At 65.1% G+C, this 24,200-nt stretch carries 30 protein-coding genes; 10 read left to right on the forward strand and 20 right to left on the reverse strand.

What is annotated here, in order from left to right:
* Positions 1–8: 8 nt before the first annotated feature.
* Genes nuoK through SynTAK9802_RS11250 form a run of 7 tightly spaced genes read right to left on the reverse strand, consistent with a single transcriptional unit; the run spans position 9 to position 6,037 of the window.
* Entirely contained in the window at positions 9–338 is a 330-nt protein-coding gene (nuoK, locus tag SynTAK9802_RS11220; protein ID WP_038552705.1) for an NADH-quinone oxidoreductase subunit NuoK, read from the reverse strand.
* On the reverse strand, positions 338–937 hold the full coding sequence (locus tag SynTAK9802_RS11225) for an NADH-quinone oxidoreductase subunit J (protein WP_038552703.1): 600 nt from the start codon (positions 935–937) through the stop codon (positions 338–340). The genes nuoK and SynTAK9802_RS11225 overlap by 1 nt, the downstream gene beginning before the upstream one ends.
* On the reverse strand, positions 934–1,581 hold the full coding sequence (gene ndhI / locus SynTAK9802_RS11230) for an NAD(P)H-quinone oxidoreductase subunit I (RefSeq protein ID WP_186496298.1): 648 nt from the start codon (positions 1,579–1,581) through the stop codon (positions 934–936). The genes SynTAK9802_RS11225 and ndhI overlap by 4 nt, the downstream gene beginning before the upstream one ends.
* Positions 1,582–1,640: 59 nt before the next feature.
* Positions 1,641–2,759: an NADH-quinone oxidoreductase subunit NuoH gene (nuoH, locus tag SynTAK9802_RS11235; protein WP_170950528.1), complete on the reverse strand. Its 1,119-nt coding sequence runs from the start codon at positions 2,757–2,759 to the stop codon at positions 1,641–1,643.
* Positions 2,760–2,786: 27 nt separating this feature from the next.
* Entirely contained in the window at positions 2,787–3,977 is a 1,191-nt protein-coding gene (locus SynTAK9802_RS11240; RefSeq protein WP_186496300.1) for a citrate synthase, read from the reverse strand.
* Positions 3,978–3,990: 13 nt separating this feature from the next.
* Positions 3,991–4,479, reverse strand: a complete 489-nt coding sequence (sixA, locus tag SynTAK9802_RS11245; protein ID WP_186496301.1) for a phosphohistidine phosphatase SixA — start codon at positions 4,477–4,479, stop codon at positions 3,991–3,993.
* A complete protein-coding gene (locus SynTAK9802_RS11250) occupies positions 4,457–6,037 on the reverse strand; it encodes a DUF3352 domain-containing protein (RefSeq protein ID WP_255487759.1) in 1,581 nt (526 codons plus the stop codon). Before SynTAK9802_RS11250 ends, sixA begins: the two co-directional genes overlap by 23 nt.
* 53 nt (positions 6,038–6,090) lie before the next feature.
* Here SynTAK9802_RS11250 and SynTAK9802_RS11255 point away from each other — a divergent pair, with 53 nt between their 5' ends.
* Both SynTAK9802_RS11255 and hrcA read left to right on the forward strand, forming a co-directional pair.
* Complete coding sequence (locus SynTAK9802_RS11255) at positions 6,091–6,447, forward strand: rhodanese-like domain-containing protein (protein WP_114987584.1); 357 nt, start codon at positions 6,091–6,093, stop codon at positions 6,445–6,447.
* A complete protein-coding gene (gene hrcA, locus SynTAK9802_RS11260; protein WP_186496304.1) occupies positions 6,447–7,421 on the forward strand; it encodes a heat-inducible transcriptional repressor HrcA in 975 nt (324 codons plus the stop codon). Before SynTAK9802_RS11255 ends, hrcA begins: the two co-directional genes overlap by 1 nt.
* Before the next feature lie 10 nt (positions 7,422–7,431).
* Here the strand turns inward: hrcA and trpB are convergent, their stop codons facing one another.
* Complete coding sequence (gene trpB, locus SynTAK9802_RS11265) at positions 7,432–8,688, reverse strand: tryptophan synthase subunit beta (RefSeq protein ID WP_186496307.1); 1,257 nt, start codon at positions 8,686–8,688, stop codon at positions 7,432–7,434.
* 99 nt (positions 8,689–8,787) lie between these two features.
* On the opposite strand from trpB, the gene SynTAK9802_RS11270 reads away from it, so the two are divergent.
* Positions 8,788–9,114, forward strand: coding sequence for a translation initiation factor (locus SynTAK9802_RS11270; protein ID WP_186496310.1), 327 nt, complete (start codon positions 8,788–8,790; stop codon positions 9,112–9,114).
* Positions 9,115–9,145: 31 nt separating this feature from the next.
* Entirely contained in the window at positions 9,146–9,790 is a 645-nt protein-coding gene (cysC, locus tag SynTAK9802_RS11275) for an adenylyl-sulfate kinase (protein WP_115009917.1), read from the forward strand.
* Here the strand turns inward: cysC and SynTAK9802_RS11280 are convergent.
* Genes SynTAK9802_RS11280 through purE form a run of 4 tightly spaced genes read right to left on the reverse strand, consistent with a single transcriptional unit; the run spans position 9,750 to position 12,037 of the window.
* The gene (locus SynTAK9802_RS11280) at positions 9,750–10,835 is read right to left on the reverse strand and encodes an AI-2E family transporter (RefSeq protein ID WP_186496312.1); all 1,086 of its coding nucleotides are present in this window, start codon (positions 10,833–10,835) and stop codon (positions 9,750–9,752) included. The genes cysC and SynTAK9802_RS11280 overlap by 41 nt on opposite strands.
* Positions 10,836–10,856: 21 nt before the next feature.
* Positions 10,857–11,168 carry a hypothetical protein gene (locus SynTAK9802_RS12685; RefSeq protein ID WP_244275784.1) on the reverse strand — a complete coding sequence of 104 codons (312 nt, stop codon included), beginning with the start codon at positions 11,166–11,168 and terminating at the stop codon, positions 10,857–10,859.
* 48 nt (positions 11,169–11,216) lie between these two features.
* On the reverse strand, positions 11,217–11,438 hold the full coding sequence (locus SynTAK9802_RS12690) for a hypothetical protein (protein ID WP_255487760.1): 222 nt from the start codon (positions 11,436–11,438) through the stop codon (positions 11,217–11,219).
* A gap of 44 nt (positions 11,439–11,482) precedes the next feature.
* Positions 11,483–12,037 (reverse strand): 5-(carboxyamino)imidazole ribonucleotide mutase, encoded by a 555-nt coding sequence (gene purE / locus SynTAK9802_RS11290; RefSeq protein WP_114987595.1) that lies wholly within the window; start codon positions 12,035–12,037, stop codon positions 11,483–11,485.
* Between the two features lie 11 nt (positions 12,038–12,048).
* On the opposite strand from purE, the gene SynTAK9802_RS11295 reads away from it, so the two are divergent.
* Both SynTAK9802_RS11295 and bchM read left to right on the forward strand, forming a co-directional pair.
* The gene (locus SynTAK9802_RS11295; RefSeq protein ID WP_255487761.1) at positions 12,049–13,248 is read left to right on the forward strand and encodes an N-acetylglucosamine-6-phosphate deacetylase; all 1,200 of its coding nucleotides are present in this window, start codon (positions 12,049–12,051) and stop codon (positions 13,246–13,248) included.
* A gap of 27 nt (positions 13,249–13,275) precedes the next feature.
* The gene (bchM, locus tag SynTAK9802_RS11300; protein ID WP_115009913.1) at positions 13,276–13,989 is read left to right on the forward strand and encodes a magnesium protoporphyrin IX methyltransferase; all 714 of its coding nucleotides are present in this window, start codon (positions 13,276–13,278) and stop codon (positions 13,987–13,989) included.
* On the opposite strand, the gene SynTAK9802_RS11305 is transcribed toward bchM, so the two are convergent.
* The 3 genes from SynTAK9802_RS11305 to SynTAK9802_RS11315 are packed head-to-tail and all read right to left on the reverse strand — an operon-like array spanning position 13,953 to position 16,198.
* Positions 13,953–14,912: an RNA pseudouridine synthase gene (locus SynTAK9802_RS11305; RefSeq protein ID WP_186496314.1), complete on the reverse strand. Its 960-nt coding sequence runs from the start codon at positions 14,910–14,912 to the stop codon at positions 13,953–13,955. The genes bchM and SynTAK9802_RS11305 overlap by 37 nt on opposite strands.
* Positions 14,909–15,646, reverse strand: a complete 738-nt coding sequence (locus tag SynTAK9802_RS11310; RefSeq protein ID WP_115009911.1) for a response regulator transcription factor — start codon at positions 15,644–15,646, stop codon at positions 14,909–14,911. The genes SynTAK9802_RS11305 and SynTAK9802_RS11310 overlap by 4 nt, the downstream gene beginning before the upstream one ends.
* A gap of 39 nt (positions 15,647–15,685) precedes the next feature.
* Positions 15,686–16,198 (reverse strand): hypothetical protein, encoded by a 513-nt coding sequence (locus tag SynTAK9802_RS11315; RefSeq protein WP_186496316.1) that lies wholly within the window; start codon positions 16,196–16,198, stop codon positions 15,686–15,688.
* A gap of 26 nt (positions 16,199–16,224) precedes the next feature.
* On the opposite strand from SynTAK9802_RS11315, the gene SynTAK9802_RS11320 reads away from it, so the two are divergent.
* Positions 16,225–17,397 carry a cysteine desulfurase family protein gene (locus tag SynTAK9802_RS11320; RefSeq protein ID WP_186496317.1) on the forward strand — a complete coding sequence of 391 codons (1,173 nt, stop codon included), beginning with the start codon at positions 16,225–16,227 and terminating at the stop codon, positions 17,395–17,397.
* Here SynTAK9802_RS11320 and rsmH read toward each other — a convergent pair.
* Complete coding sequence (rsmH, locus tag SynTAK9802_RS11325) at positions 17,394–18,278, reverse strand: 16S rRNA (cytosine(1402)-N(4))-methyltransferase RsmH (RefSeq protein WP_186496318.1); 885 nt, start codon at positions 18,276–18,278, stop codon at positions 17,394–17,396. The two genes, SynTAK9802_RS11320 and rsmH, sit on opposite strands and share 4 nt — an antisense overlap.
* Positions 18,279–18,332: 54 nt before the next feature.
* On the opposite strand from rsmH, the gene SynTAK9802_RS11330 reads away from it, so the two are divergent.
* Entirely contained in the window at positions 18,333–19,517 is a 1,185-nt protein-coding gene (locus SynTAK9802_RS11330) for an NAD(P)H-quinone oxidoreductase subunit H (RefSeq protein ID WP_115009907.1), read from the forward strand.
* A 24-nt stretch (positions 19,518–19,541) separates the two neighbouring features.
* Positions 19,542–19,904: a DUF2752 domain-containing protein gene (locus SynTAK9802_RS11335; RefSeq protein WP_186496319.1), complete on the forward strand. Its 363-nt coding sequence runs from the start codon at positions 19,542–19,544 to the stop codon at positions 19,902–19,904.
* A 4-nt stretch (positions 19,905–19,908) separates the two neighbouring features.
* Here SynTAK9802_RS11335 and SynTAK9802_RS11340 read toward each other — a convergent pair whose 3' ends face one another.
* Positions 19,909–20,586, reverse strand: a complete 678-nt coding sequence (locus tag SynTAK9802_RS11340; protein WP_186496320.1) for a hypothetical protein — start codon at positions 20,584–20,586, stop codon at positions 19,909–19,911.
* Positions 20,587–20,645: 59 nt separating this feature from the next.
* Here SynTAK9802_RS11340 and SynTAK9802_RS11345 point away from each other — a divergent pair, with 59 nt between their 5' ends.
* On the forward strand, positions 20,646–21,095 hold the full coding sequence (locus SynTAK9802_RS11345; protein WP_186496321.1) for a thioesterase family protein: 450 nt from the start codon (positions 20,646–20,648) through the stop codon (positions 21,093–21,095).
* On the opposite strand, the gene SynTAK9802_RS11350 is transcribed toward SynTAK9802_RS11345, so the two are convergent.
* Genes SynTAK9802_RS11350 through menA form a run of 3 tightly spaced genes read right to left on the reverse strand, consistent with a single transcriptional unit; the run spans position 21,066 to position 24,138 of the window.
* Positions 21,066–22,232, reverse strand: a complete 1,167-nt coding sequence (locus tag SynTAK9802_RS11350) for an AMP-binding protein (protein WP_186496322.1) — start codon at positions 22,230–22,232, stop codon at positions 21,066–21,068. The genes SynTAK9802_RS11345 and SynTAK9802_RS11350 overlap by 30 nt on opposite strands.
* A complete protein-coding gene (gene menC / locus SynTAK9802_RS11355) occupies positions 22,229–23,197 on the reverse strand; it encodes an o-succinylbenzoate synthase (RefSeq protein ID WP_186496323.1) in 969 nt (322 codons plus the stop codon). Before menC ends, SynTAK9802_RS11350 begins: the two co-directional genes overlap by 4 nt.
* Positions 23,194–24,138: a 2-carboxy-1,4-naphthoquinone phytyltransferase gene (gene menA, locus SynTAK9802_RS11360; RefSeq protein ID WP_186496324.1), complete on the reverse strand. Its 945-nt coding sequence runs from the start codon at positions 24,136–24,138 to the stop codon at positions 23,194–23,196. The genes menC and menA overlap by 4 nt, the downstream gene beginning before the upstream one ends.
* Positions 24,139–24,200 lie beyond the last annotated feature (62 nt).

Raw genomic sequence — 24,200 nt, forward strand, 5'->3', positions numbered from 1 at the left:
TGCGGGGGTTACCAGCGCAGCAGGTTGAACTGCTCCATGTCGACGGTAACGCGATTGCGATAAAGCGACAGCAGGATCGCGAGACCGACAGCGGCCTCAGCAGCGGCCACCGTGATCACGAACACAGCGAAGACCTGGCCGCGAATCAGATCACCATCCACGAAGGAGGAGAAGGCCATCAGGTTGATGTTCACAGCATTGAGCATCAGCTCAATGCTCATCAGCACGCGCACCGCATTACGGCTGTTGATCAGACCCCAGACGCCGATGCAGAAGAGCATCGCGGCCACCAGGAGGTAGGCCTGCAGGGAGGGAAGCGTGGCAAGGAAATCGCTCATCAGTCCGCTCGATTCATCAGCAAGGGAGTACGGGCCTTCTCAATCAGGCCTTGATCGGCCACCTCACCGGTGACCACATCGGTGGCCAGCACATCACGACGGGCCAAGACGATGGCGCCGATCATGGCCATCAGCAGCAGCACCGATGCCACCTCGAAGGGCAAGAGGTAATCGGTGAACAAGTGTTCACCAATGCGGGCCGTGGCTTCCTCACCCACGGCGGCAGGACCGGGCAGCGACCAGGGGGTGGTAACCACAACACGAACCAGCAACGCCAGCAGACCGGCGCAAACGCCGGCTGACACCACACGGCGCGTGGTGAGATTGGCGATGGCCTTGAGATCTTCCCGCTTGTTGACGAGCATGATCGCGAACAGGATCAACACGTTGATCGCGCCCACGTACACCAGGATCTGGGCCATGGCCACGAAACTGGCGTTCAGCAGCAGGTAAAGCCCTGCAACGGCGGTGAACACCCCGCCCAGCAGGAAGGCGGAATAGACGATGTTGCTGAGCAGCACCACACCCAGAGCGCCGATCACCACAACGGCAGACAGCACCAGAAAACAGATCAGCTCGGTGGTTGTCGCGATGGTCATGCGTCGCCCTCCTTGGCCTCATTGGAGGATTGTCCCTCATTCTTGGCAGAGGACTTGGCAGGAGAGGTGAGGGTCTCCAACACCTGAGACGGCAGCTGACCAGCCCGGGGGCGATCGGCAGCAACACCGTGAGGATCCATCTCGCCCGCCGGGAGATAGGCGAGTTCCCGGAGGGGAACAACGGAGGGGTCGGTGGTGACGCTGGTGGGAAGGCGTCCGAGGGCCACGTTGTCGTAGTTGAGGCTGTGGCGATCAAAAGCCGCCAGCTCGTACTCCTCCGTCATCGAGAGGCAGTTGGTGGGGCAGTACTCCACGCAGTTGCCGCAGAAAATGCAGACGCCGAAGTCGATGGAGTAGTTGCGCAGCTCCTTCTTCTTCGTGGCCTTATTCATCACCCAATCGACCACCGGAAGATTGATCGGGCAGACCCGCACGCAGACCTCACAGGCGATGCACTTGTCGAACTCGTAGTGAATCCGGCCCCGATAACGCTCGGAAGGAATGAGCTTCTCGTAGGGGTACTGCACCGTGACCGGACGGCGCTGCATGTGGTCGAACGTGACCGAAAAGCCTTGGGCCAGATTCCGGGCTGCATCGACTGCATCCCGGGTGTAATCACCGACCTGTTTGAGGAAGCCGAACATGGTCTGAAGGGGAGAGAACGAAGCGGAGCCGGGAGCGAAGAAATCCTAGGTAGGAAAACCTAGCCGCCGAATGCAACGGGGAATGCGAGCTTGAGGGCTGCTGTCACCAGAAGGTTCACTAGGGACAGGGGCAGCAGGAACTTCCAGCCGAGATCGAGCAGCTGGTCAATGCGCACGCGGGGGGTGGTCCAGCGCAGCAGGATCGCCACGAACACCAGCAGATAGGCCTTGAGCACCGTCATCACGATGCCAACGGTGCCCGTGATCACCTGCACCACGGGGGCATCGATGGGCTGGTTCAACCAGCCGGCCAGCCACTCCACAGGAATAGGGAAGCCCCAACCACCGAGATACAGAACGCTGACCAGGACGGCCGAGAGAACCAGGTTGATGTAACCCGCCAGGTAGAAGAGAGCGAACTTCATGCCCGCGTACTCGGTCTGATAGCCGGCGACCAGCTCTTCCTCTGCTTCGGGAAGGTCGAAGGGCAGCCGCTCACACTCGGCCAGGGCACAGATCCAAAAAATCAGGAAGCCCACCGGCTGGCGCCAGATGTTCCAGCTCAAGATTCCGGCACCGGTCTGCTGACCCACGATGTCGACCGTGCTCAGCGAGTTGGTCATCATCACGATGGCCAGCACCGCCAGAGCCAGGGGAATCTCGTAGCTGATCGATTGAGCCGCGGCCCGCAGCCCACCGAGCAGCGAGTACTTGTTGTTGGAGGCATAGCCGCTCATCAGCAAGCCGATCGGCTGGATGCTGCTGAAGGCGATCCAGAGGAAGATCCCCACGCCCACATTGCTGATCAGCAGGTTCTGGCCGAAAGGAATGATCAGCCAAGAGATGATCACCGGCACCACCACCAGCACCGGGCCAAGGGTGAACAGCAGGCTGTCGGCCCGCGCCGGGATGATGTCTTCCTTTACGAGCAGCTTGAGGCCGTCGGCCAGGGGCTGAAGCACGCCCAGGGCACCGGCGTACTCCGGACCGATTCGCTGCTGGACAGCGGCGGAAATCTTGCGTTCCAGCCACACCGAAACCAGCACACCCACCACTGCAGCCACCAGAACCAGCAGCATCGGCAGCGGCAGCCAAAGCAGCCTCGCCACCTCCGGGGAGAAGCCAAACCCTTGCAGGGCCTGGCTAAAGCTCAATTCCAGGTCCAGTCCCGGACTCACCATGGTGTCGACGGAAGTGGGTGCAACTTAGGCGGCCGGAGCCGAGACGCGCTCCTCAATGGGCATCCAGGAGCGTGGCTGGGATCCGGAGTAGATCTGCGAAGGCCGGAAAATCCGGTTCGCCCCGAGCTGCTCCCGCCAATGGGCCAGCCAGCCGGCAACCCTGGCGATGGCGAAGACCGGCGTGAACAGATCCCTGGGGATGCCGAGCTTGCGGTACACCAGGCCCGAATAGAAATCGACGTTGGGATAGATGCCTTTGGGGCCGAGACGGGACGCTGCTTCTGCTTCGATCGCCCGGGCCACGTCGTAAAGGTCGTCATGGCCGAAGCTGGCGAACATCTCCTCCACCAGGGCCTGCAGGATCACGGCACGGGGATCCTTCACCTTGTATTCCCGGTGGCCGAAGCCCATGATTTTGCGCTTGGCCGCGATGGCTTCATTCAGGAAAGCGCCAGCGTTCTCGGGACTGCCCACCTGCTCGAGCATGGCGAGGACATCTTCATTGGCGCCGCCGTGGAGTGGGCCCGCCAGGGTACCCACGGCTGAAGCCACCACGGCGTAGGGGTCGGTGAGGGTGCTGGCGGTGACCCGGGCACTGAAGGTGCTGGCGTTGAGGCTGTGCTCGGCATGGAGCATCAGGCAACGATCAAAGATCCGCGCCGCCAGGGGATCCGGCTCACGTTCGGTGAGCATGTAGAGGAAATTGGCGGAGTAGGCCAGATCATCCCGGGGCTGGATTGGGTCCTGGCCTTTGCGGATCAGCTGAAAAGCGGCCACCATCGTGGGGATCTTGGCGATCAGCCGCACCACCGCGTCATAGATGTACTGCGGGTCGTCGATCGCCCGGCGCGAATAGAACAGTCCCAGGGAAGCGGCACTGGACTGCAGCGCGTCCATCGGGTGGCCGCTGGCCGGGAAGCACTTCATCATGTCCCGCACCCGGAAGCTGACCCGCCGGTGCATCTGCACCGCGTGCTCAAACTCCGCCAGCTGGTCGCGGCTGGGCAGCTCTCCCCAGATCAGCAGGTGAGCCGTTTCCAGAAAACTGCTGTTGGCCGCCAGATCCTGCATCGGATAGCCGCGATAGGTGAGCAGCCCCTTCTCTCCATCGATGTCGCAGATCGCCGACTGGGTGGCCGGCACGCCATCCAGGCCTGGACGCAGTTCGATCCCGGTCCGCGCATGGCGCAGGTCGCCTGTCTGCTGCTGGGCCACCACCTGATTGCCTCTAACAGCAACCTAAATCGTCAATCAACAGTGCTGGCCGAAGCAAGGCCTTCAACTGCCACTGGCCCGTGGAACGACGCAGCTGAATCACGCCGGCTTTCTTCAGCACCAGGGATCCCGGCGCACACCCCAGAAGACCGCAGGCCAGATCTCCTAGATCCGGCTCATGGCCGACCAAGCCAAGCCGTTGATCGAAGGCGGTCACCAGCATGTTGAGGGCCCCTCCCGGCTGCAGCCGTTCATCCACCGCGAGTTCAGAAGCGAGCCCCGCCTCCAACGCCAGCTCCGCCGTTTGCAGAGCCCGGCGATAGGGGCTGGACAGCAAGCGATCCACGCGCAGACCCCGTTGCACGAGGGCCGCCATCACCCGCTGGGTTCGCTGACGGCCAGCGGCGGTCAGGGGTCGATCGGGATGGTCCTGGCCCGCCTGGCGGGGTTCGGCGATGCCATGCCGCAACAGAACCAGATCAGCCGAGTTCGAGCCGGGCATGCAAGGGAATCTCGGTACCAGCCTGCTCCTGACGATCAACGTCGACGGCCACCGCAAGGCCGCGGACCTGATCCTGAAGCGGTCGCCCCGCCATCACCTGAAGCAGGGACCAGGGCCGCCATTGCCCCAACAGCGCACGGGCCGGCTCATCCGCCAGCAGGAGGGCCTGCGCCGGTTGGGCGGAGGCTGTGAGCTCCTGCCACTGGTTCAAGCGGGGCTGGAGGGCACGCCCGTTCTGACGCTGCGCCAGGGCCATCAAGGACTCCCCCCACCAGTTCAGCGCAGACGAGCGAACCTGAGCCACGGCCAATTGAGCGTCCACCCCAGGCTGGCGTCCCCGCTGGCGCACCAGCCGCGTCCACACGTTCAACACCTCGCCATCGCCCTCCAGCTCGGAACGGGTCAGGCCCTGCTCCTGCAGACGCGCATCCACCGCATCCCTGGCGGGGCTTTGCGGGCGTGTGGCCAGCAGCCAGCCCTCGGGTTGGTCCTGCCAGAGGAGAGGGCCATCATCGGCCCCCACAACAGCATCAGCCGCCGGCTGGTCCGCCAGGCGCTGCTCCAGCACCGGAGCGAACCATTGGGCCAGCGGATGGCTTTCGCTGGGATCCAACAAACGGGCCGGACTCTCCAGCTGAGCCAGCCAGCGGGCATGGCCGCCCGCCGACGCCGTCAGATCCGTGAGCCCAGGCCAGGGGTCGGCGCCAAGGGCTTGACGGAACCCGAGGCGCCCATCCACCGCCAGGGTTGAACCCTCCGGTCGCAGTGATGCCACGAGTCCGCTCAGATCGTCCCGTTGGGCCACCAGCTCAGGCAGCTGCAGCCAATGCTCAAGGGCATGGGGAGATGCCGTGAGCAGAGCCACGCCCTCGCCGAGCTCAGCCACCTGACGTTGCAGGCGTTGATCCCCCAGCTGATGCTGGTCAGGAAGCTGGGAGACATCGAGGGCCTGCTCCAGCACACCCCGGCCTGAGGCCACCAGCAGCAGATCGTCATCAATCAAGGCCGTGGCCAGGGGTTGGGGGTCATGCCCCACCAACGCCCCCTGGCCGCTGATCACACCGATGCCGCGGTAACTGCTGATCTGCAGATCGGTGCCCGCCAGGCTGCGGGTCTGCCAGAACCGTTGCAGAAAGCGCCGGGCGCCGTCGTCATCCCGACTGGTCAAAGCCAACACCCAACCGGTGCTGGAATCCCCATCGGTAAGGGTGAGACTGACCTCCTCACCAAGCCAGGGCTCCAACTCAAGACCGAACTGGAGGCCCGCCAAAGCAAAGACCCCTTCGCGCCACTGCCGGGCGCCATCACGGGCATCGCGGCGTTGGGAGGCAGGTGCAACGGCCTGGACATAGGCCGGCAACCGTCCTGGATCGGCCAACCAATGGAGGGACAGGTCAGCATCCCGGGGCACAAACCGGGCCGCCCGAGGCAGATGCAACGGCTGCTCCGCCAGCTGCAGGGGGCTCTGGCGGTTCATGGTCCAGAGCAGGCCAGCGGCCAGCAAAATCAGCGACAACAGCACAGCGCCGACAGCGCTGAGGAAGGGGCGGGCCTTCATGGGCCGGCGGTCTCGGGTCGCCTCATCTTTGTCCATCACCGCAGAATGGCGCCATGGGCCAATCCCAACAACCACAACCAATCCAAGCCTCTGAACTGCAGCAATGGCTGCAAAGCGAGCGACCTTCACCGCAACTGGTGGATGTGCGCGAGGAGGCTGAGCTCGCGATCGCGGCCTTCCCAGGTGCGGTACTGCACCGCCCCCTGAGCCAATCCAATGCATGGCTTGGAACACTGCAGGCCGACCTCAACCCTGATCAACCCGTCGTGGTGGTCTGCCATGCGGGCGTGCGCAGCTACCACTTCGGCCTGTGGCTGCTGGACCAACCCTGGGGCCTTGAGGTGTGGAACCTTGAGGGAGGCATTGATGCCTGGAGCCTTCAGGTGGATCCCAGCGTTCCCCGCTACTGATGAGCAAGCCCCTGTCCCTTCGGCAAGAACAGGTGCTTCAGGCGACGGTGCACCACTACGTCGACACGATGGAGCCGGTGGGCAGCCGGACCCTGGTGCAACGCTTCGGCATCCCCGCCAGCTCCGCCACCGTTCGCTCCGCCATGGGGGCGCTTGAGCGCCGAGGACTGCTGCATCAACCGCACACCTCCGCCGGACGCGTTCCCAGTCCGATGGGATACCGGCACTACGTGGACGCGTTGCTGACGGAACCCGGCATCGCTGTTCAACACCTGGAACGGGAGCTCACCGGCCTCAGTCTTCGTTGGGCCGGTTTGGACGACCTGCTGATGCATCTGGCCCGGCGGCTGACGGATTTCACCGGTCTGATGAGCCTGATCACCCAACCGCAGCAGGAGAACCAGCAACTGGAGACGATCCGTCTGGTGCCCAGCGGTGATCGACTGCTGGTGATGCTGGTGGAAGCCAATGGCCACGCCAGCCACCTCAACCTGCGTCTGCCCCACGGAGCTGAAGCCGAACTCACCGCGATGGAACGCTGGGCGTCGGCCCAGCTCGAGCAGGGCGACCTGAACTGGGACGCACTGCCCAGGCAGCTGCAACACAGCGGCGCTGTGCTGCGCAACGCCCTTGAGCAGCCCACCCCCGCCAACTCCACACAGGTGGTGGTGCATGGCCTTTCCAGGCTGATGAGCGAACCAGAATTTGAAAGCACCTCCAGCCTTCGGCCGCTGCTGGAACTGATCGATGACCAACCCGCCACCTTGATCAGCCGCGGTGAATCCGCACGGGTGTGGATCGGCGAGGAACATCCGCAGCCAGCCCTGGAGGCCTGTGCCGTGGTTCAGGCGCCCTACCGCTGCAACGAGGGGCTCGGCCATGTGGCCCTGGTGGGGCCGATGCGGATGGCCTACGCCACGGCACGAGCTGCCGTGCAGCGGGTGGCCCGCCACCTGGAATTGCTGCTGGCCTGAGGATCGATCCTTAGAGCTGATCCCCCAGCTTCTCCGCCACGGTGTTGACGTCCTTGTCGCCGCGGCCGGAGCAGTTGATCACCACTTCGGTGCCATCGGCCAGGGTGGGGCAAAGCTGCTCAAGCCAGGCGAAGGCGTGGGCGGTTTCCAGGGCCGGAATGATGCCCTCAAGCTCACTCACCAGGCGCAGGGCATCGAGGGCCTGTTGGTCGGTGACTGCGGCGTACTCGGCACGTCCGATCTCCCGGAGATAGCTGTGCTCCGGCCCCACTCCGGGGTAATCGAGACCTGCACTGATGGAGTGAGCCTCCATCACCTGACCGTCGCCGTCCTGCAGCAGCAGGCTCATGGCGCCGTGCAGCACACCGGCACGACCCTCGGTGATCGTGGCGGCGTGGCGACCGCTGGCCACACCATCACCGGCGGCCTCAACACCGATCAGCCGCACAGACGTGTCCTGCACAAAGGGATGGAACAAGCCCATGGCATTGGAGCCACCGCCAACGCAGGCCATCAGCACGTCGGGCAGCCGGCCGAAAGCGTCCTGGCACTGCTGCTTGGACTCCTCACCGATCACGGCATGGAAATCCCGCACCAACATCGGATAGGGGTGCGGACCAGCGACGGATCCAAGGATGTAGTGGGTGGTCTCGACGTTGGTCACCCAATCGCGAATCGCCTCACTGGTGGCGTCCTTGAGGGTGGCGGTGCCGGCCGTCACCGGTTGCACCGTGGCGCCCAGCAGGCGCATGCGGAACACATTGAGGGCCTGACGGCGCATGTCTTCCGCACCCATGTAGATCACGCACTCCAGACCGAAGCGGGCACAAACCGTGGCCGTGGCGACGCCGTGCTGGCCCGCACCGGTCTCGGCAATGATCCGCTTCTTGCCCATGCGCAGGGCCAGCAGGGCCTGCCCCAGGGCGTTGTTGATCTTGTGGGCACCGGTGTGATTCAGGTCTTCCCGCTTGAGCCAGATGCGGGGGCCACCGTCGGCGCGGCGGTAGTGGGCGGTGAGACGCTCGGCCTCATACAACGGTGTCGCCCGCCCGACGTAGTTCTTAAGCAGGCGGTTGAGCTCGGCGGTGAAAGCGGGATCGTTCCAGGCCTGGGCAGCAGCTTGCTCCAGTTCCGCCAGGGCCGGCATCAGGGTCTCGGGCACGTACTGGCCACCGAATCGTCCAAAGCGACCATGCGCTCCGGGGCGCACCGCTGGCTGGAGGCTGGAGGGATCCGGAGTGCTGGCGTTGGGCAGGGTGCTGGTCACGGATCCACGGCGGAGCGTCGGCTCAGCGTAAGCAGGCGGTCACGCCATGGGGCGCCGCATTGGCGCTCATCGACAATGCAATCCGGTTGCGACAGGTGGATGCCGAAGGGAGGCTGGCAGGAATTCAGCAGTGCCGAGAGCCTGCAGCGACCGAGCGGCCCTGCGGCGGAGCCCACGGCCAAGGCGCAACAAATGGTGCGGGTGCAGCCCACCCGTGGTGGCAAAGGTGGCAAAACCGTGACGGTGATCCGGGGCCTGGAGCTGGATGCTGCGGGCTTCAAGGTGCTGGTGAAGAAGCTCAAAACACGCATCGGCAGTGGCGGGACCGCCAAGGACGGCGTGATCGAACTGCAAGGAGATCAGGTGGATCTGGCGCTCGAGCTGCTCAGCAAGGAGGGATACCGGCCGAAACGGGCTGGGGGCTAAGGGAGAATGGCCGCCACTTCATGCCGTGGCCATGACCGCCAGCCCCACCTACGGAGAACTCACCAACAAGGGTGCGTCCACCAACATCGCCTGGCATGAGGCCTCCGTGGGCCGCGACGAGCGCTCGAAGCAGCGTGGGCACCGCAGCGCCATTCTTTGGTTCACCGGGCTCTCCGGCTCTGGCAAGAGCACCCTGGCCAACGCCGTCAATGCAGCCCTGTTCGAGCGGGGACTCGCCACCTATGTGCTGGATGGCGACAACATCCGCCACGGCCTCTGCAAAGACCTGGGCTTCTCCGATGCCGACCGTGAGGAGAACATCCGCCGCATCGGTGAGGTGGCCAAGCTGTTCCTGGATGCGGGCGTGATCGTGCTGACCGCCTTTGTGTCGCCCTTCCGTGCAGACCGGGACAAGGCCCGTGAGCTGGTGGAGGACGGTGACTTCCTCGAGGTGTTCTGCGCCGCTGATCTCGAGGTCTGCGAATCCCGCGACCCCAAAGGTCTCTACGCCAAGGCACGGGCGGGGCAGATCAAGGAATTCACCGGCATCTCCAGCCCTTACGAAGCACCGGAAACGCCCGAACTGAAGATCGACACAGGCAAGCAGGATCTGGCCGACTCCGTGGAGCTGGTGATCAAAGCGCTCCAGGAGCGTGGGGTGATTCCGGCCGCCTGAGGTCGCCGTCGCCAGCCCTGGCAGCATCCGCCAGGGTTTTGATGCAACTAGCCACCGGCACCGCCAACAGCAGGCCCAGAAGATCCCCCACGCCATATAGGGCTCCCACCCGGGCCCCAATGGGCAAGGCGATCAGCAACCAGGCCGGTTGCAAGCCAACGATGCTGCCCATCAGCCGCGGTTGGATCACCTGATCCACGATCTGACCGACCACAATCGCCGCGGCAAGCAACTCAAGGCCTGTGCGGGGTTCCTGAACCGCCAGCACCGCACTCACCGAGACGATCGACACGGCACTGGCATAGGGCACCAGGGTGGTGAAGCCGATCAGCACGGCGAACAAGACGCCGTAGGGAATGTTCAGGGCGGTGAACACCAGGAGCTGACCACCACTGAGGATCAGCGCCAACACCACCTGGCCGGCGAAATAGCCCCGAAAGGTGCGCTCGAGGGTCGTCTGCACCAGATCCCGCCAACGGTCGGGCAGCCAGCGGGCCAGACCATCGACGATCGGATCCGCCCCAAACAGCAGGAAGACCGCCAGCACCAGCACGATCACCACATTGATCGTGGTCCCCACCGTGGCCCCCAGCAGGCCCAACAGACGCTGGCTCAACTGCGTCGCCAGACGGCTGAACTGGGCCACCAGATCACTGCTGAGGTCAGCGAAATCAGCCGGCAGGCCATGGTCCAGCGCCCAGAGCTGACCCCGATCGATCCACTGCTCCGCCGCCGTGAGCAGAGACGGCGAGGCACTGAGCAATTGGCTGAGCTGTTCGATCAAGAGCGGCACCAAGGCCACAGCGGCCCAGACCAGAAGCCCCAGGGTCACCAGGACCACGCTGACGATGGCCCAGGCGCGGGGAAGACCCCGTTGCACGAGCCAGCGGCAGGGCAGGTCCAACAAAAAGGCGATCAAAGCTGCGGTGAGGAACAGCCCGGGGAATGGGGCGAACTGCACCAGCAAACGCTTCAGCACAAAGGCGTTCAAGCCCAGCACTGGCAGAAGAAGACCAAGCCGCAACCAGGCCGGCCAGGGCGTCATCGAGGCGATGACGCGAATCGATCAGTGCTGCTCAAGGGCGGCCGGCTTGGAGGCGGAACTGACGTAATGGCACCAAAAACTGAGCCAGGCGGCAATCCCAAGGAACTTGAATCCCTCCTCAAAGATCTGCACTGTTTCATAGGAATTCGGCCACAGCCCCTGGAGGGCATCGGTCAGAACCGACAGGCCCAACAACACCACGGACACCAGAAAGGTGTCGCCACCGAAGCGCCGCAGAGGGCCACGGAAGCGGAACAACAGCAACCCGGTGAAGAAGGCGTAGGTGATGTAGAGGAACGCCTCACCGAGGTAGCGGTCATGCACCAGGAACATGTCGTCGAGGCAGAGCCAGAGCGAGAAACCACCCCCACAGAAGGTGAATTAACGGTTCAGAACGGAGCCCTGGATCTGCCGGGTGGACGCCGCAAACAAGGCAATGGCCGCCGCCGCCATCCAGAGCAGATAGCCCACGCTGGAAAGGAAACCTTCTCCCAAAGGCGCCTTGCAGGACTGGGCCAAGTCCTTCAGCACCAGCTTGGCGCTGATGCCCTCAGCACCACTCCAGACCAGGGCAACCGCATAGACGATGGCCGCCGGCACCACCGCCCAAAGCAGCGTGGATCGCAGGGTGGAACGAACGGGAACACTTATGAAGTCATCTGGGAGAGGTAATCCGTGCTGCCCAGATCAACCAGGCGCGCATCCTTGGCGACCACAGCATCGTGGAGGCTGCTGCGGTAATCCTCAAGTTTCCGGGCCAAGTCAGCGTCGGCCACCGAAAGGATCTGCGCCGCCAGCAAACCGGCATTGAGGCCCCCACCAATGGCGACGGTGGCCACCGGAATCCCCCCCGGCATCTGCACGATCGAGTGGAGGGAATCGACCCCGGACAGCGCCCGGCTTTTCACCGGCACGCCGATCACGGGCAGGGTGGTGAGGGCGGCCACCATGCCGGGGAGATGGGCGGCCCCGCCAGCGCCGGCGACGATCACCCCAAACCCCTGACCCCGGGCCGCTTGAGCGAAGTTCACCATCTCCAAGGGGGTGCGATGGGCCGAGAGCACCCGAACCTCCACCTCCACCCCCAACTCGCGCAGGATGGCGGCGGCGGGTTCCATGGTGGGCAGGTCAGAGTCACTGCCCATCACAACGGCAACACGGGGGAGCACTGGCGGCACAACGCAGAGGGGCAAGACTGCCATCGTCTCCCCCCATGGCTGCAGAAGCCAGTGTTGCGTTGATGCACCGGATCACCAACGTTCGACTTCCGGGTCCCCTGCCTGGGTACGGAGACCAGCGCTATGCCATCGAGCTGGACGAGCAGGGTCTGATCTGCCGCATCGAGGCGATGGGCGGCAAGGCGCAACAAGAGGAGCAACAAGAGACTCAAGAAACCGATGCGGACTGGAACGGCAACTGGCTCAGCCCCCGAGGTGTTGACCTGCAGATCAACGGCGGTTTGGGGCTGGCCTTCCCGGAACTGACCAGTGCGGATCTGCCCCGTTTGGAGGAGCTCCTCGATCTGTTGTGGCGCGATGGGGTCGAAGCGATCGCCCCGACCCTGGTGACCTGCGGCATCGCGCCGCTGCGCCAGGCCCTGGCCGTGCTGCGGCAGGCGCGGGACCTACACCGACCCGGCCGTTGCCGGCTGCTAGGGGCCCATCTGGAGGGTCCCTTTCTGGCCGAAGCCCGCCGCGGTGCCCATCCCCGTGAACACCTGGCCAGCCCCAGCCTGGAGGCTCTCGAGGAACGGATTGGTGGGTTCGAAACGGAGATTGCCCTGGTCACCCTGGCCCCCGAACTGGAGGGAGCCGCTGCGGTGATCGGGCGACTGCGGGAGCTGGGCATCAGCGTGGCCCTGGGCCACAGCGCCGCCACGGCCGAACAGGCCAGCACCGGGTTCGATCAGGGGGTGGCGATGCTCACCCACACCTTCAATGCCATGCCGGGCTTGCACCACCGGGCACCGGGCCCTCTTGGGGAAGCCTGCAGGCGCGGAGGGGTAGCCCTGGGGCTGATCGCCGATGGCGTGCACGTGCACCCCACGATGGCGGTGCTGTTGCAACGGCTGGCAGCGGAGCAGACGGTGCTGGTGAGCGATGCGCTGGCCCCCTACGGCCTGGCCGACGGAGAGCACCGCTGGGACGAGCGGGTGCTGCTGGTGGAGAACGGCACCTGCCGCCTCGATGACGGCACCCTGGCGGGGGTGACCCTGCCGCAACTGGAGGGGGTGAAACGGCTGGCCCGCTGGAGTGACGCCCCCAGTGCTGCGATCTGGAGCGCCACGGTGGCGCCGCGGCGGGTGATTGGCGATGCAACGGGGTGCATGGATGCCTTGATGGGACGGCCACTGACGCAACTGCTGCGCTGGCACCAAAAGGAGGGTGAGCTGCACTGGGCCTGCGCTGCTTAGGATCCCGCCGACGCAAACCCTTCCGCCATGGCCCCCGATCAGCTGCTGGAGCAGAAACAGGCCGAGAAAAAGGAGGTGAAGGGCTACTTCGAAACCACGGGTTTCGACCGCTGGAACCGCATCTACAGCGACAGCGATGACGTGAACAAGGTGCAGCGCAACATCCGCATCGGTCACCAGAAAACAGTGGATGAAGTACTGGCCTGGATCAAGGAGAGCGGTGAACTCAGCCAGGCGAGCTTCTGCGACGCGGGCTGCGGTGTTGGCAGCCTGAGCCTGCCGCTGGCGGCGATGGGAGCCAGTTCCATCAGCGCCAGCGACATCTCCGAAGCCATGGCCCAGGAAGCCGAGCGCCGGGCCCGCGAGGCCGGCCTCGACATGACCAAGCTGAACTTCTTCGCCAGCGACCTGGAAAGCCTGAGCGGCTCGTTCCACACGGTGTGCTGCCTGGATGTGTTCATTCACTACCCCCAGCAACCTGCCGAGGAGATGGTGAAGCACCTCTGCAGCCTCACCGAAGAGCGGCTGATCGTGAGCTTTGCTCCCTATACCCCGCTGCTGGCGCTGTTGAAGGGCATCGGCCAGCTGTTCCCCGGCCCCAGCAAAACCACCCGGGCCTACACCCTCAAGGAAGACGGCATCGTGAAAGCAGCGGAAGCCTGCGGCTTCAAGCTGGTGCGCCGAAGCCTGAACAAGGCCCCCTTCTACTTCTCGCGCCTGATCGAATTCCGCAAGGCCTGATCTCCCTCACTTGGGGGATCCACCTGGAGGTTGATCTCCCTCAAGTGAGGGAGACCCGAAAGCCGCCAGGCATGCAGCCGATAGCCCCCATCACCGGGCGTTGCGGTGGCTGAAATCTCGCGATTCATCAGATAGAGCGGATCCCCCAGCAGCGGACTGCCCAGCTGCGCCAGATGAATGCGGATCTGATGGGGTCGTCCGGTGGTGATCGTCACCTGCAGTCGATCGCCCTCGGCCGTGCGCTCCAACAGCTCCAGCTCGGAGTGGGCTGAGAGGCGTTTGCGGATCGGCGCATCGTCGAACGGTTCCGGCCCCCAGATCCAGCCCAAGAGCGGATGCGGCCGTTCCACCACATCACTGCTCACCGTCAGGCACTGCCCCAACTCCAACCCCGGCACCCACTGGCTCCAGGCCTGATACACCTTGCGGCAACCGCCGTCGGGCCGGAACTGCTTCGACCAAAGGGCACGGGTCTGCGGCGTGCGGGCACACACCTGCAAACCGGAGGTGAACCGCCCCAGGCGGTGCACCGGCCGGGCACCGGTGGGTTCAAGCAAGGCCGTGAGCGTGTGGCGCAGGAAGCCACCACCGGGCATCACCGGCAAACCGGAAGGCTTGTTGATCACCAACAGGTCGCCGTCGTCGTGGATCGTCTCCCATTGATCGGGGATCGTCTGCTCCAACCAGGGCGGACGCCGCCAACAGAGGGTCTCACCGCCCTGCAAGGCTCGATCAGCGGCCAGCAGCGCTCCGTTCCAATCCAGCTCACCGGCGGCGATCCGCTGCTGCCACAACACAGCATCAGAGTGGCGGTAGCGATCCGCCAGCCATTCGCTCACCAAGATGCCGGCAGCGGACCGCGGCACCCGGTCGCGGTAGGTCCAACCGTTGTTGAACGCCGCCTCGCGCCAACCAGCCTTCAAGTCACCAGACGGTGCTCCAGGGCATAGCGCACCAATTCCGTGCGGCTGGAGGTGCCCGTCTTGTTGAACAACCGGCTCACGTACTTCTCCACGTTGCGGATCGACGTCTCCAGCTGCCGGGCAATCTCCTTGTTCATCAATCCTTCCGCCACCAGCTGCAGCACACTCGCCTCCCGCGGAGTGAAGCTGTGCACCACCGGCTCGGTGGAGGGCAACGCTTCGGCCTGGGCCAGCAGCGAACGGATCTCGGTGATCTGCTTGGCCATCTGGCCCATATCGGTATCCGCAAAGCGCGCTGCCTCCTGCAGCAGCCGTTGCTGGCGCTGGGCCACGTTGCGCACCCGCGCCACCAGCTCATCGGGATCGAACGGCTTGGGGATGTAGTCATCCACCCCGGCCAGATAGCCCTGGGTGCGGTCCGCCGTCATGCCCTTGGCGGTGAGAAAAATCACCGGGGTGCCACCAAGCCGTTCATCGGCGCGCAACTTCTGCAGCAGGCCATAGCCATCAAGCCGCGGCATCATCACGTCGCTGATCACCACATCCGGCAGCATCTGCTGCGCCTTGGCGAAGCCTTCCTCCCCGTCCACCGCGGTGGTCACCTCAAAGCCTTCGTCTTCCAGATAGGCCTGCACCGCCGTGCGCAGACCGGGCTCGTCGTCCACCAGCAACAGACGCGGGGCGGGCGCCGCGGCCTCTACGGATTCAGCGGTGGGGGTGGGCGCGTCGCTCATGGCTGGAATCGCTCTGGCCGCAATGTATGGAGAGCACGCTCAACGGGCCAGTGCGGGTAACTGCTCCTGCTGTTCGGGAATCAGGGTGGAAAAGCCCAGATCCAGAGCCTTCTGACGCAACGTGGCAGGGTCAGTTCCCGCCACCTCCGGCACACAGGCTGCCCACCACACCAGGTGATCCTCCCGATTCACGTCCGTGATCGGACCGCCAGGGTTGAGGGTGCGCACGTAAACCGTCGACGGCGTGCGTTTCACCCGCAAGGGCTTCTCTGGGGAGCAATTGACGCTCTCCACATAGACGTTGAGATCCGAAGCCGACTCCTCCCACAGGGTGTAGCTACGGGTGTCGGGATTGGACGAGGCTGGTTTCACCGCGTAAATCCCGATCGACAGGGTACCGACGGGAGCAGGGCGTTCGATCAGCACCTTGAGATCGGCTGGCCGCGATTGCCGCATCTGCTCCAGCACCTGCTCACGGTCGAAGCCACTGGCGGGTTGCAGGCACACCAGCCCGCCCAGGCCCAGCAGAGCCATTGGCAATCGCAGACCCATGCCAGTGCCGTTCGCAATGCAGCACCATGATCGCAACATCTGCCTGCATCGTCCTGAGCGGCTCGGCTCTCGCCTTTGATTTCCAGGCCACCACCCCCTGTGCGGCTGAGGTGGTGGAGGCGATGGCGCCGTTCTGGAGTGCGGACTGGGGCAATCCCTCCAGCCGCCAGCATCGGCTCGGCCTCAGCGCCTCTGCCGCGGTGAACGTGGCGCGGCGCCAGCTTTCGGAAGCGGTGGGAGTGAGCCCGGAACGACTGGTGTTCACCAGCGGTGCCACGGAAGCCAACAACCTGGCGCTGCTGGGCCATGCCCGCGCCCTGGGGAGCGGCCATCTGATCAGCGTGGCCACCGAACACCACGCCGTGCTGGATCCACTCCAGCAACTGCAACGGGAAGGCTTCAGCGTCACCCTGCTGACCCCAGGCCCCGATGGACTGATCAGCCCTGAGCAGCTGGAGGCGGCGATCACCCCCGAAACGCGGCTGGTGAGCGTGATGGCGGCCAACAACGAAATCGGCGTGCTCCAGCCGCTCGAGCAACTGGGAACGATTTGCCGCCGCCATTGCATCACCCTGCACAGCGATGGAGCCCAGGCCTTCGGGACGCTGCCGCTGAACCCTGATGCCCTGGGGGTTGACCTGCTCAGCCTTAGTGCCCACAAGCTCTACGGGCCCAAGGGCATTGGCGCCCTGGTGCTGCGGGAGGACATCGCCATCGAACCGCTGCAGTGGGGGGGCGGCCAGGAAGCCGGGCTCCGGGCCGGCACCCTGCCCACCGCCTTGATCGTGGGCTTTGCCGCCGCCGCCCGCCTTGCGCTGCAGGAACAGGAGCAGGGCAACAGCCATCTTCAGCACCTGCGCGATCAGCTGTGGGAGGGCCTGCAGCAGCGCCTCCCCGGCGTGCTGCTCAATGGGGCCCTGCAGCCGCGCCTGCCCCACAACCTCAACATCAGCCTTCCCGGGGTGAACGGCAGCCGCCTGCACCGGGCCCTGCGCCCGCACCTGGCCTGCAGCAGTGGCTCCGCCTGCAGCAACGGCGCGCCGTCCCACGTGCTCCAGGCGATCGGTCGCTCGCGGGCTGAAGCCGAAGCCTCCCTGCGACTCAGCCTGGGGCGTGAGACCACAGCCGACGACGTGGATCAGGCCATCACAGCGATCACCGACGCCGCAACTGCCACCGGGTTCTTCAGCAGTCGCTAAACAGTGGCCAAACGCTGGGCCACACGCCATTTGGCACTGCGGCTGCGGGGGTTGGCCTCCTCCTCCTGCTCGGTGGCCACCACCGGCTTGCGGGTGATCCGTTGCAAGCGCTCATCGCGCAGGAAGGCGGTCTTGACGCGGCGGTCTTCCAGGGAATGGAAGCTGATGATTCCCAGAAGCCCCTCAGGCTCGAGCCAGTCGGGAGCTTGCTGCAGCAGGCGATCGAGCACCCCCAGCTCATCGTTCACCGCAATCCGCAGGGCCTGGAAGGTACGGGTGGCGGGGTGAATCCGCCCCCGCCGCGCCTTGGGGGGATAACAACCGGCCACGGCGTAGGCCAAGGCTGCGGTGCCCTCATAGGAGCCCTTGTCCTTGAGGTCCGCTTTGATCCGCCGGGCGATGCGGCGGGAGAGGCGCTCCTCCCCGTAGCCATAGATCAGATCCGCAAGCTCGTTCTCCTCCAGGCGATCGATCAGCTCAGCCGCAGTCTCCCCCTCACCGCCGGCATTCATCCGCATGTCCAAGGGACCGTCCAGGCGAAAACTGAAGCCCCGCTCCGCCACATCCAGCTGCGGGCTGCTCACCCCCAGATCCGCCAGCACCATCACGGCGGGCTCGGGCGGCACATAGTCGGCAAAGTTGGTGGCCACGATCGAGACGCGATCACCGAAGGGGGCCAGACGCTCCGCCGCCGCGGCCCGGGCCGTGGCGTCCTGGTCCAGTCCGATCAGGCGCAGGCCGGGATGCTGTTCCAGCAACAGGGCGCTGTGGCCGCCGCCCCCAAGGGTGGCGTCGATCAACAGGCCATCCAGACGGGGGATCTGCCGGGCCGCATCCAGCACCGCATCGGCCAGCACGGGCACATGGCTGAAGGGGGGCACAAGCCACAGGCGAAGACTCCTTAAGATCTACTCATCGATCGGACCACCGCTCCCATGACGCAGCTGGAAACGCGCACGGAGCCCATGGTGGTGAACTTCGGGCCCCACCACCCCTCCATGCACGGGGTGCTGCGGCTCGTGGTCACCCTCGATGGTGAGGACGTGGTCGACTGCGAACCGGTGATCGGTTACCTCCATCGCGGCATGGAGAAGATCGCCGAGAACCGCACGAATGTGATGTTCGTGCCCTACGTGAGCCGCATGGACTATGCGGCGGGGATGTTCTACGAGGCGATCGTGGTGAACGCCCCGGAAAAACTGGCGAACATCCCGGTGCCCAAGCGGGCGAGCTACATCCGTGTGCTGATGCTGGAACTCAACCGCATCGCCAACCACCTGCTCTGGCTTGGACCCTTCCTGGCAGACGTGGGGGCCCAGACCCCGTTCTTCTACATCTTCCGCGAGCGGGAGATGATCTACGACCTCTGGGAAGCCGCCACCGGCCAGAGGCTGATCAACAACAACTATTTCCGCATCGGCGGCGTCGCCGCTGATCTGCCCTGGGGATGGCTGGAGAAATGCCGTGATTTCTGTGACTGGTTCGGCCCCAAGATCGACGAATACGAAAAGCTGATCACCAACAACCCGATTTTCCGGCGCCGGATTGAAGGGTTGGGAACGATCGAGAAGGAGGACGCCATCAACTGGAGCCTCTCCGGACCGATGCTGCGCGCTTCCGGCGTGCCCTGGGATCTCCGCAAGGTGGATCACTACGAGTGCTACGACGACTTCGACTGGCAGGTGGCCTGGGAAAAAGAAGGCGACTGCTACGCCCGCTATCGCGTGCGCATCGAAGAGATGCGCCAGTCGCTCAAGATCCTGCGCCAGGCCTGCGACATGATCCCCGGCGGACCCACCGAAAACCTCGAGGCCAAGCGCCTCAACGAAGGCAAGGGCAGCGACGCTGCAGGTTTCGACTTCCAGTACGTGGCCAAGAAGGTGGCGCCCACCTTCAAAATCCCCAACGGCGAGCTCTACACCCGGCTGGAATCAGGCAAGGGAGAGATCGGGGTGTTCATCCAGGGCAACAACGACGTCACCCCCTGGCGCTTCAAGATCCGCGCTGCCGACAGCAACAACCTGCAGATTCTTCCCCACATCCTCAAGGGACACAAGGTGGCCGACATCATGGCCATCCTCGGTTCCATCGACGTGATCATGGGATCGGTGGATCGCTGATCTCTGAACCGGTTTCTGCGGCGGTTGCAACGCGCGGGCTATCTGCTGCCCGCAACCGTGACCGGTGCGTTATGGCTGAAGGGCTTGCATCCAGGGATACCCGGCCTCGGCTGCCCGCTTCGCGCCCTCACCGGCGTGCCCTGCCCCACCTGCTTTCTGACCCGAGCAACAAGCGCAGCCCTCACCGGTGATCTGGGCGGATCGCTGCAATGGCATCTGTTTGGTCCCATTGCCGCCCTGGGGCTGGTGTTCTGGAGTGTGCTGGCGCTCCAGCAACGGCGTCTCATCCCCAGAGGTCTTCCCCTCTGGCCCCTGCCGGTGGTGGCTGGAGGGTTGATCAGCTACTGGCTGCTGCGCCTGAGCACCAATAGCTGGCCCAGCGGCTGAGCGATCAGCGCAACAGTCCGCGCTGATAGGCGACGTTCTGAAGGAAGAAGCTGGCCATGGGAATCACCACAAAGCCCCCCAGACCGCAGGTCGCCAGGGCCAGCAGCCCGACGACGATGGCCGTCAACACCTCAAGCCCCACGAAGCTCAAGCCGTTTTCCGAGCGATACACCACCTGAAACGACTGGGAGAAGGCTTCACCGATGCCCATGTCGGTGACGAAGATGCGATTGATGAACACCGGCGTGACCAACGCCACGGCAATCCCGGGAAGGATGCAAAGCAGAAAGCCGATGGTGGTGACCAGCGAAAAGAACAGCCCCGCCAGCACATAACGCCACCAACGGCCGGTGAGCAGCTGAGCGGCCGTTGAAATCGTCACCACCTCACCGCGCTCGTAGTAGAGGGCAGGAACGGCCACCAACAGCACCGACAACAGGCTGGCGAGGATGGAGAAAGGCAACTGAACCAATTGGGCGAGCACCGCCCCGAGCCCCAATGCCGCATCGCTGCTGCCGATGATCGCCGACACGGCAACGATGATCAGACCGTACGCCAGAACAGCCAGCAGCGACAGCACGATTGAGCCCACCCAGCTCACCAGCACCACTGGGATGTGCTGCAGGAAGGCCTGCCAGGCCTTCTGAATGGACGGAGGCTCGAAGGCGATCGGCGCGGCCATGATTCGGGCGGGATTTCTGTCAGGGTGACAGTCGGCACCGGCTTGAACAACACATCGCCATGACCTCTGCCCCCTGGCTGGAGCTGAGCCGAACCGTGCGCTTCAGCGACACCGACGCCGCCGGCGTGATGCACTTTCAGCAGCTGCTGGGCTGGTGCCACCAGGCCTGGGAGGAAAGCCTGGAACGCTTCGGCCTGCCGGCGGGTTCAGTCTTTCCTGGCGGCCGCGGAGAGCAACCGAGCGTGGCCTTGCCGATCGTGCACTGCCATGCCGATTTCCGCGCCCCGGTGCAGGTGGGCGACAAGCTGCTGATCCGTCTGGAACCGGAACGGATCGATCCCAGCAGTTTTGCGGTGAACAGCCAGGTGCTGCTGGAGGAGCAGCTAGTAGCCAAAGGCTGCCTGCGTCATGTGGCCATCGACGAGCAAACCCGGCGCCGCTGTGCCCTGCCCGATGGCGTGGACCGTTGGCTGGAAGCATCAAGCCTCGGCAGCATCCAACCGCTTTAACCACTCCCGCCAGCGCTGGCGCTGCCATTTCCCCAACGCCGAGGGGGCCAGCTCAGGACACAACAACCAACGCTGCGGCGTTTCCGCCGCCGGCCAAGGCCGAGTGAGGGCCTCAAGCCGCTTCAGCACGGCAGCGTCAGAGCTGCCCACCAGCGCCACCAACCGCTGCCCCCACTCCGGATCGTCCACACCAAGCAGCAGAACGGCGCTCACCGGCAGCGATGCCGCCTGCAGCGCCGCCATCAAGCGCTGCTCCAGCTGCTCGGGGAACACGGTTTCGCCACCGGAGTGAATGGCGCCATCGATTCGGCCCACAATCTGGAGACCAGGGGCCAACGCGGCCTGATCCCCCGAGCGCCACCAGCCATCGCCATCCCTGAGCTGTTCCCAACGCTCGGGCTGATCCGCCCACCAACGACCCAGGGCCAAGCGATCAGTGCGCACCTCAAGCGCCCCATCAGCGGCCAGCCGCAGCTCCACATCCACCAGCGGGTCCCCACACCCAGGCTCGCCGGCCAGGAAGCGGTCCGGCGGGAGGGCCGCCACCATCGCCGCCGTCTCCGTCGACCCGTAACAGGGCGACAGCGGCAGCTGCAAGGCCCGTGCCTGATCCGCCAGCGGAGACGGGAGAGCCGCACCACCGATCCAGATCAGCTGCAGCTGCTGCAGGAAGGCCACCCCATCGGGATGGGCCAGCAGACGTGCCAGCTGCGTGGGCACCAACGACAGCACGGCAGGATTCGTCTCCCAAGCGGGCAGGCCCTGACAGAACGCGAGCAATTCGGTGGGGGTTTTCATCAACCCCGGCTCCAGTTGCTGATGCCCCGCGCCCCAGCAGCGGGCGCGCCACCAAGGCATCAGACCACTCACATGGGCCAGCGGCAGTGGATTGAGCAGGAGGGTGGAGGCCGGGTCCAAACCGATCCCCGTCAACCATTGAGCGGTGGAGGCGGCCGAACGGTCCAGATGAAGCGAAGGCTGGGCGCAGCAACGGCTGCCGCCAACGCTGCCACCACTGCGCACCAGCACCCCCGGTCCCGGCGGCAGCTGATCAATGGGCGCCGCTTCCGCCTCAGGTGACAGGGCCACCCACTGCCCCGCCGCCAACCCGTGCTCCAGCCGCTCGATCTCGCTCATGCCGCCGCGGCCCAGACCTGCTCTGGATCGTTGGAGAACAACGGCCCCGCTGGCGTCCAGCCAGGAGCCAGGCCCGGGGCCGCCGGCGTGGGGCCCTGGGCCTGAAGACCCGCCAGATGCTCCAGCCAGCGCCGACCAATGCCGGTTTCAAACGCGGTGCTCAGCATCCGTTGGGGCACCCCTGACTGCAGCTCCCGCAACAGCAGGCGGGGATCCCCCTCCAGCACAGGCCGACGCACCTGCCATCCCCTCCAATTTGAGCGCAGCTCCGGGTGCTGATGGAGGGATTCATCGAGGGCCACCGGCCCCAGCGCCGCCAACTGATCCAAGCCGGCTTGATCCTCCACCGCCAGCGGCTGCTCCAACCAGTCCAGGCGTGGGTCATCGCGCAACCGCTGCATCCAGGCCTCAGCCGTGCTGCGGTCCCAGCCGCCATTGGCATCCAGACGCAACCGGGCCGTGGGCGTCAGCCGCTTGAGCAGCTGCTCAAGCAGCTGACGCTCCAGGCCATCTGGCGCCGTGGCCACCTTCCACTTGAAGGTGCAGTTCTCCAGGCCACCCATCGACGCCGAAGCAACCTCCAGGGCCGAAAGCATCGCCTCGCCAGCCGGAAGCAACAGCGCTGGGGCAGGAGCCTTCAGCCAGCCCTGGGGCGAAGCAGCGCCCACCACACCCTGCAGCTCCGCCGAGGCCGCCCCAAGGCCAAAACCCACCGGCCCTGGGGCCTCCCGCAACACAGCCTCCAGCTCAGCCTGAGGAAGCGCATCCGGCAGCGCAGCGAGAGCGTGCTCACAGGCCGTGAACTGATGCGGCTGAAGCGGAGCCACTTCGCCCCAGCCCACAGCTCCCTGATGGTCATCCAGCCGCAGCAACCAGCCACTGCGCTCCCGCAGCTCGCCGGCTGCCGTGCGCAGCGGCTGCATCAGGGCAAAGCGGAAGCGGCGACGCTGCAGCCAGAGCGTCATCCGCCCGTCCAGACGCGCGCCAGAGCCAGGCCCGCACTCAGCCCCAGACCATTCCAGCCCTGGAAGCGCAAGGCCAGAAACTTGCTGCCGCTGATCAGCTCCGGCCGGTCGTGGTGGCGCTGGAGCAGACGCATCAGCTGCACACCGGCAGGACAACCAAGAGCGCTCAACAATACCGTCGGAGGCCAGTCCCCATGCAGCACAGGCACCCACTCCAACGCCAGCGTCAAGGCCACAAACCAGGGCACCAAGGCTGCCGCCCGGGCCGTGCCCAGACGCACCACCGGCGAGCGTTTGCCATGGGCGGCGTCCTCCTCCACCTGATGGAAGTGGGAGCAGAACAACACCAGGGTGGTCGCCAGGGCAGGACCTGCCCCCAAAATCCAGGCCGTGCCCCAAGGGATCGATGCTGCCCCCCGGGGCTGCAGCACCACCAGGGCCGCTGCGGTGGCAAAGGGCCCAAAGGCCAGCCAGCACAGGGGCTCGCCCAGGCCGCGGTAGCCCAGACGGAATGGGGGGCCCTGGTACACGTAACCCAGACCGCAGCAGACCAGCACCAGGGCCAGCACCGCACCGCTGCTGTTCCAGGCCAACCCGGCCATCAGCAGCAACCCCAGCACCAGCGCAGCGGTCGACCCCTGGGCGACACGGTCCCGGCGGCCGGTGAGGTTCACCACGGAATGGGGTTTACCGGTGGCATCCACACCCGTGGCCGCGTCAAAAACATCGTTGCTGAGGTTTTCCCAAAGCAACAGCAGGATGGCCGCCAGCACAAAGCCCCCCAACTGCAGCCAGCGCAGGGAGCCCACCACCCCGAACTGCCATCCAGCCGCCAGCAGCACAGGCATCACGGCAACGGAATACATCGGCCACTTGATCGCTGCCTTCCACAAAAGGCGCCGATCGGCGTAACGGGATGCGACAGCCTGCGGCTCAGACATGGACAGGACCCGTTCCCGCAGGGCGAAGACCCATACATTTGAGCAGTAACCCTGGCCAGAAA

Origin of the sequence: Synechococcus sp. TAK9802 (assembly GCF_014279535.1) — a bacterium.
Lineage (GTDB): Bacteria > Cyanobacteriota > Cyanobacteriia > PCC-6307 > Cyanobiaceae > Parasynechococcus.

Bases quoted from the DNA above. Each gene is read 5' to 3' on its own strand.
- nuoK (WP_038552705.1), bottom strand. From the start codon at position 338: ATGAGCGATTTCCTTGCCACGCTTCCCTCCCTGCAGGCCTACCTCCTG.
- SynTAK9802_RS11225 (WP_038552703.1), bottom strand. From the start codon at position 937: ATGACCATCGCGACAACCACCGAGCTGATCTGTTTTCTGGTGCTGTCT.
- ndhI (WP_186496298.1), bottom strand. From the start codon at position 1,581: ATGTTCGGCTTCCTCAAACAGGTCGGTGATTACACCCGGGATGCAGTC.
- sixA (WP_186496301.1), bottom strand. From the start codon at position 4,479: ATGCCCGGCTCGAACTCGGCTGATCTGGTTCTGTTGCGGCATGGCATC.
- SynTAK9802_RS11250 (WP_255487759.1), bottom strand. From the start codon at position 6,037: ATGAAGGCCCGCCCCTTCCTCAGCGCTGTCGGCGCTGTGCTGTTGTCG.
- SynTAK9802_RS11255 (WP_114987584.1), top strand. From the start codon at position 6,091: ATGGGCCAATCCCAACAACCACAACCAATCCAAGCCTCTGAACTGCAG.
- hrcA (WP_186496304.1), top strand. From the start codon at position 6,447: ATGAGCAAGCCCCTGTCCCTTCGGCAAGAACAGGTGCTTCAGGCGACG.
- SynTAK9802_RS11270 (WP_186496310.1), top strand. From the start codon at position 8,788: ATGCCGAAGGGAGGCTGGCAGGAATTCAGCAGTGCCGAGAGCCTGCAG.
- cysC (WP_115009917.1), top strand. From the start codon at position 9,146: ATGACCGCCAGCCCCACCTACGGAGAACTCACCAACAAGGGTGCGTCC.
- SynTAK9802_RS11280 (WP_186496312.1), bottom strand. From the start codon at position 10,835: ATGACGCCCTGGCCGGCCTGGTTGCGGCTTGGTCTTCTTCTGCCAGTG.
- SynTAK9802_RS12685 (WP_244275784.1), bottom strand. From the start codon at position 11,168: ATGTTCCTGGTGCATGACCGCTACCTCGGTGAGGCGTTCCTCTACATC.
- purE (WP_114987595.1), bottom strand. From the start codon at position 12,037: ATGGCAGTCTTGCCCCTCTGCGTTGTGCCGCCAGTGCTCCCCCGTGTT.
- SynTAK9802_RS11295 (WP_255487761.1), top strand. From the start codon at position 12,049: ATGGCTGCAGAAGCCAGTGTTGCGTTGATGCACCGGATCACCAACGTT.
- bchM (WP_115009913.1), top strand. From the start codon at position 13,276: ATGGCCCCCGATCAGCTGCTGGAGCAGAAACAGGCCGAGAAAAAGGAG.
- SynTAK9802_RS11310 (WP_115009911.1), bottom strand. From the start codon at position 15,646: ATGAGCGACGCGCCCACCCCCACCGCTGAATCCGTAGAGGCCGCGGCG.
- SynTAK9802_RS11315 (WP_186496316.1), bottom strand. From the start codon at position 16,198: ATGGGTCTGCGATTGCCAATGGCTCTGCTGGGCCTGGGCGGGCTGGTG.
- SynTAK9802_RS11320 (WP_186496317.1), top strand. From the start codon at position 16,225: ATGATCGCAACATCTGCCTGCATCGTCCTGAGCGGCTCGGCTCTCGCC.
- SynTAK9802_RS11330 (WP_115009907.1), top strand. From the start codon at position 18,333: ATGACGCAGCTGGAAACGCGCACGGAGCCCATGGTGGTGAACTTCGGG.
- SynTAK9802_RS11340 (WP_186496320.1), bottom strand. From the start codon at position 20,586: ATGGCCGCGCCGATCGCCTTCGAGCCTCCGTCCATTCAGAAGGCCTGG.
- SynTAK9802_RS11345 (WP_186496321.1), top strand. From the start codon at position 20,646: ATGACCTCTGCCCCCTGGCTGGAGCTGAGCCGAACCGTGCGCTTCAGC.
- SynTAK9802_RS11350 (WP_186496322.1), bottom strand. From the start codon at position 22,232: ATGAGCGAGATCGAGCGGCTGGAGCACGGGTTGGCGGCGGGGCAGTGG.
- menC (WP_186496323.1), bottom strand. From the start codon at position 23,197: ATGACGCTCTGGCTGCAGCGTCGCCGCTTCCGCTTTGCCCTGATGCAG.
- menA (WP_186496324.1), bottom strand. From the start codon at position 24,138: ATGTCTGAGCCGCAGGCTGTCGCATCCCGTTACGCCGATCGGCGCCTT.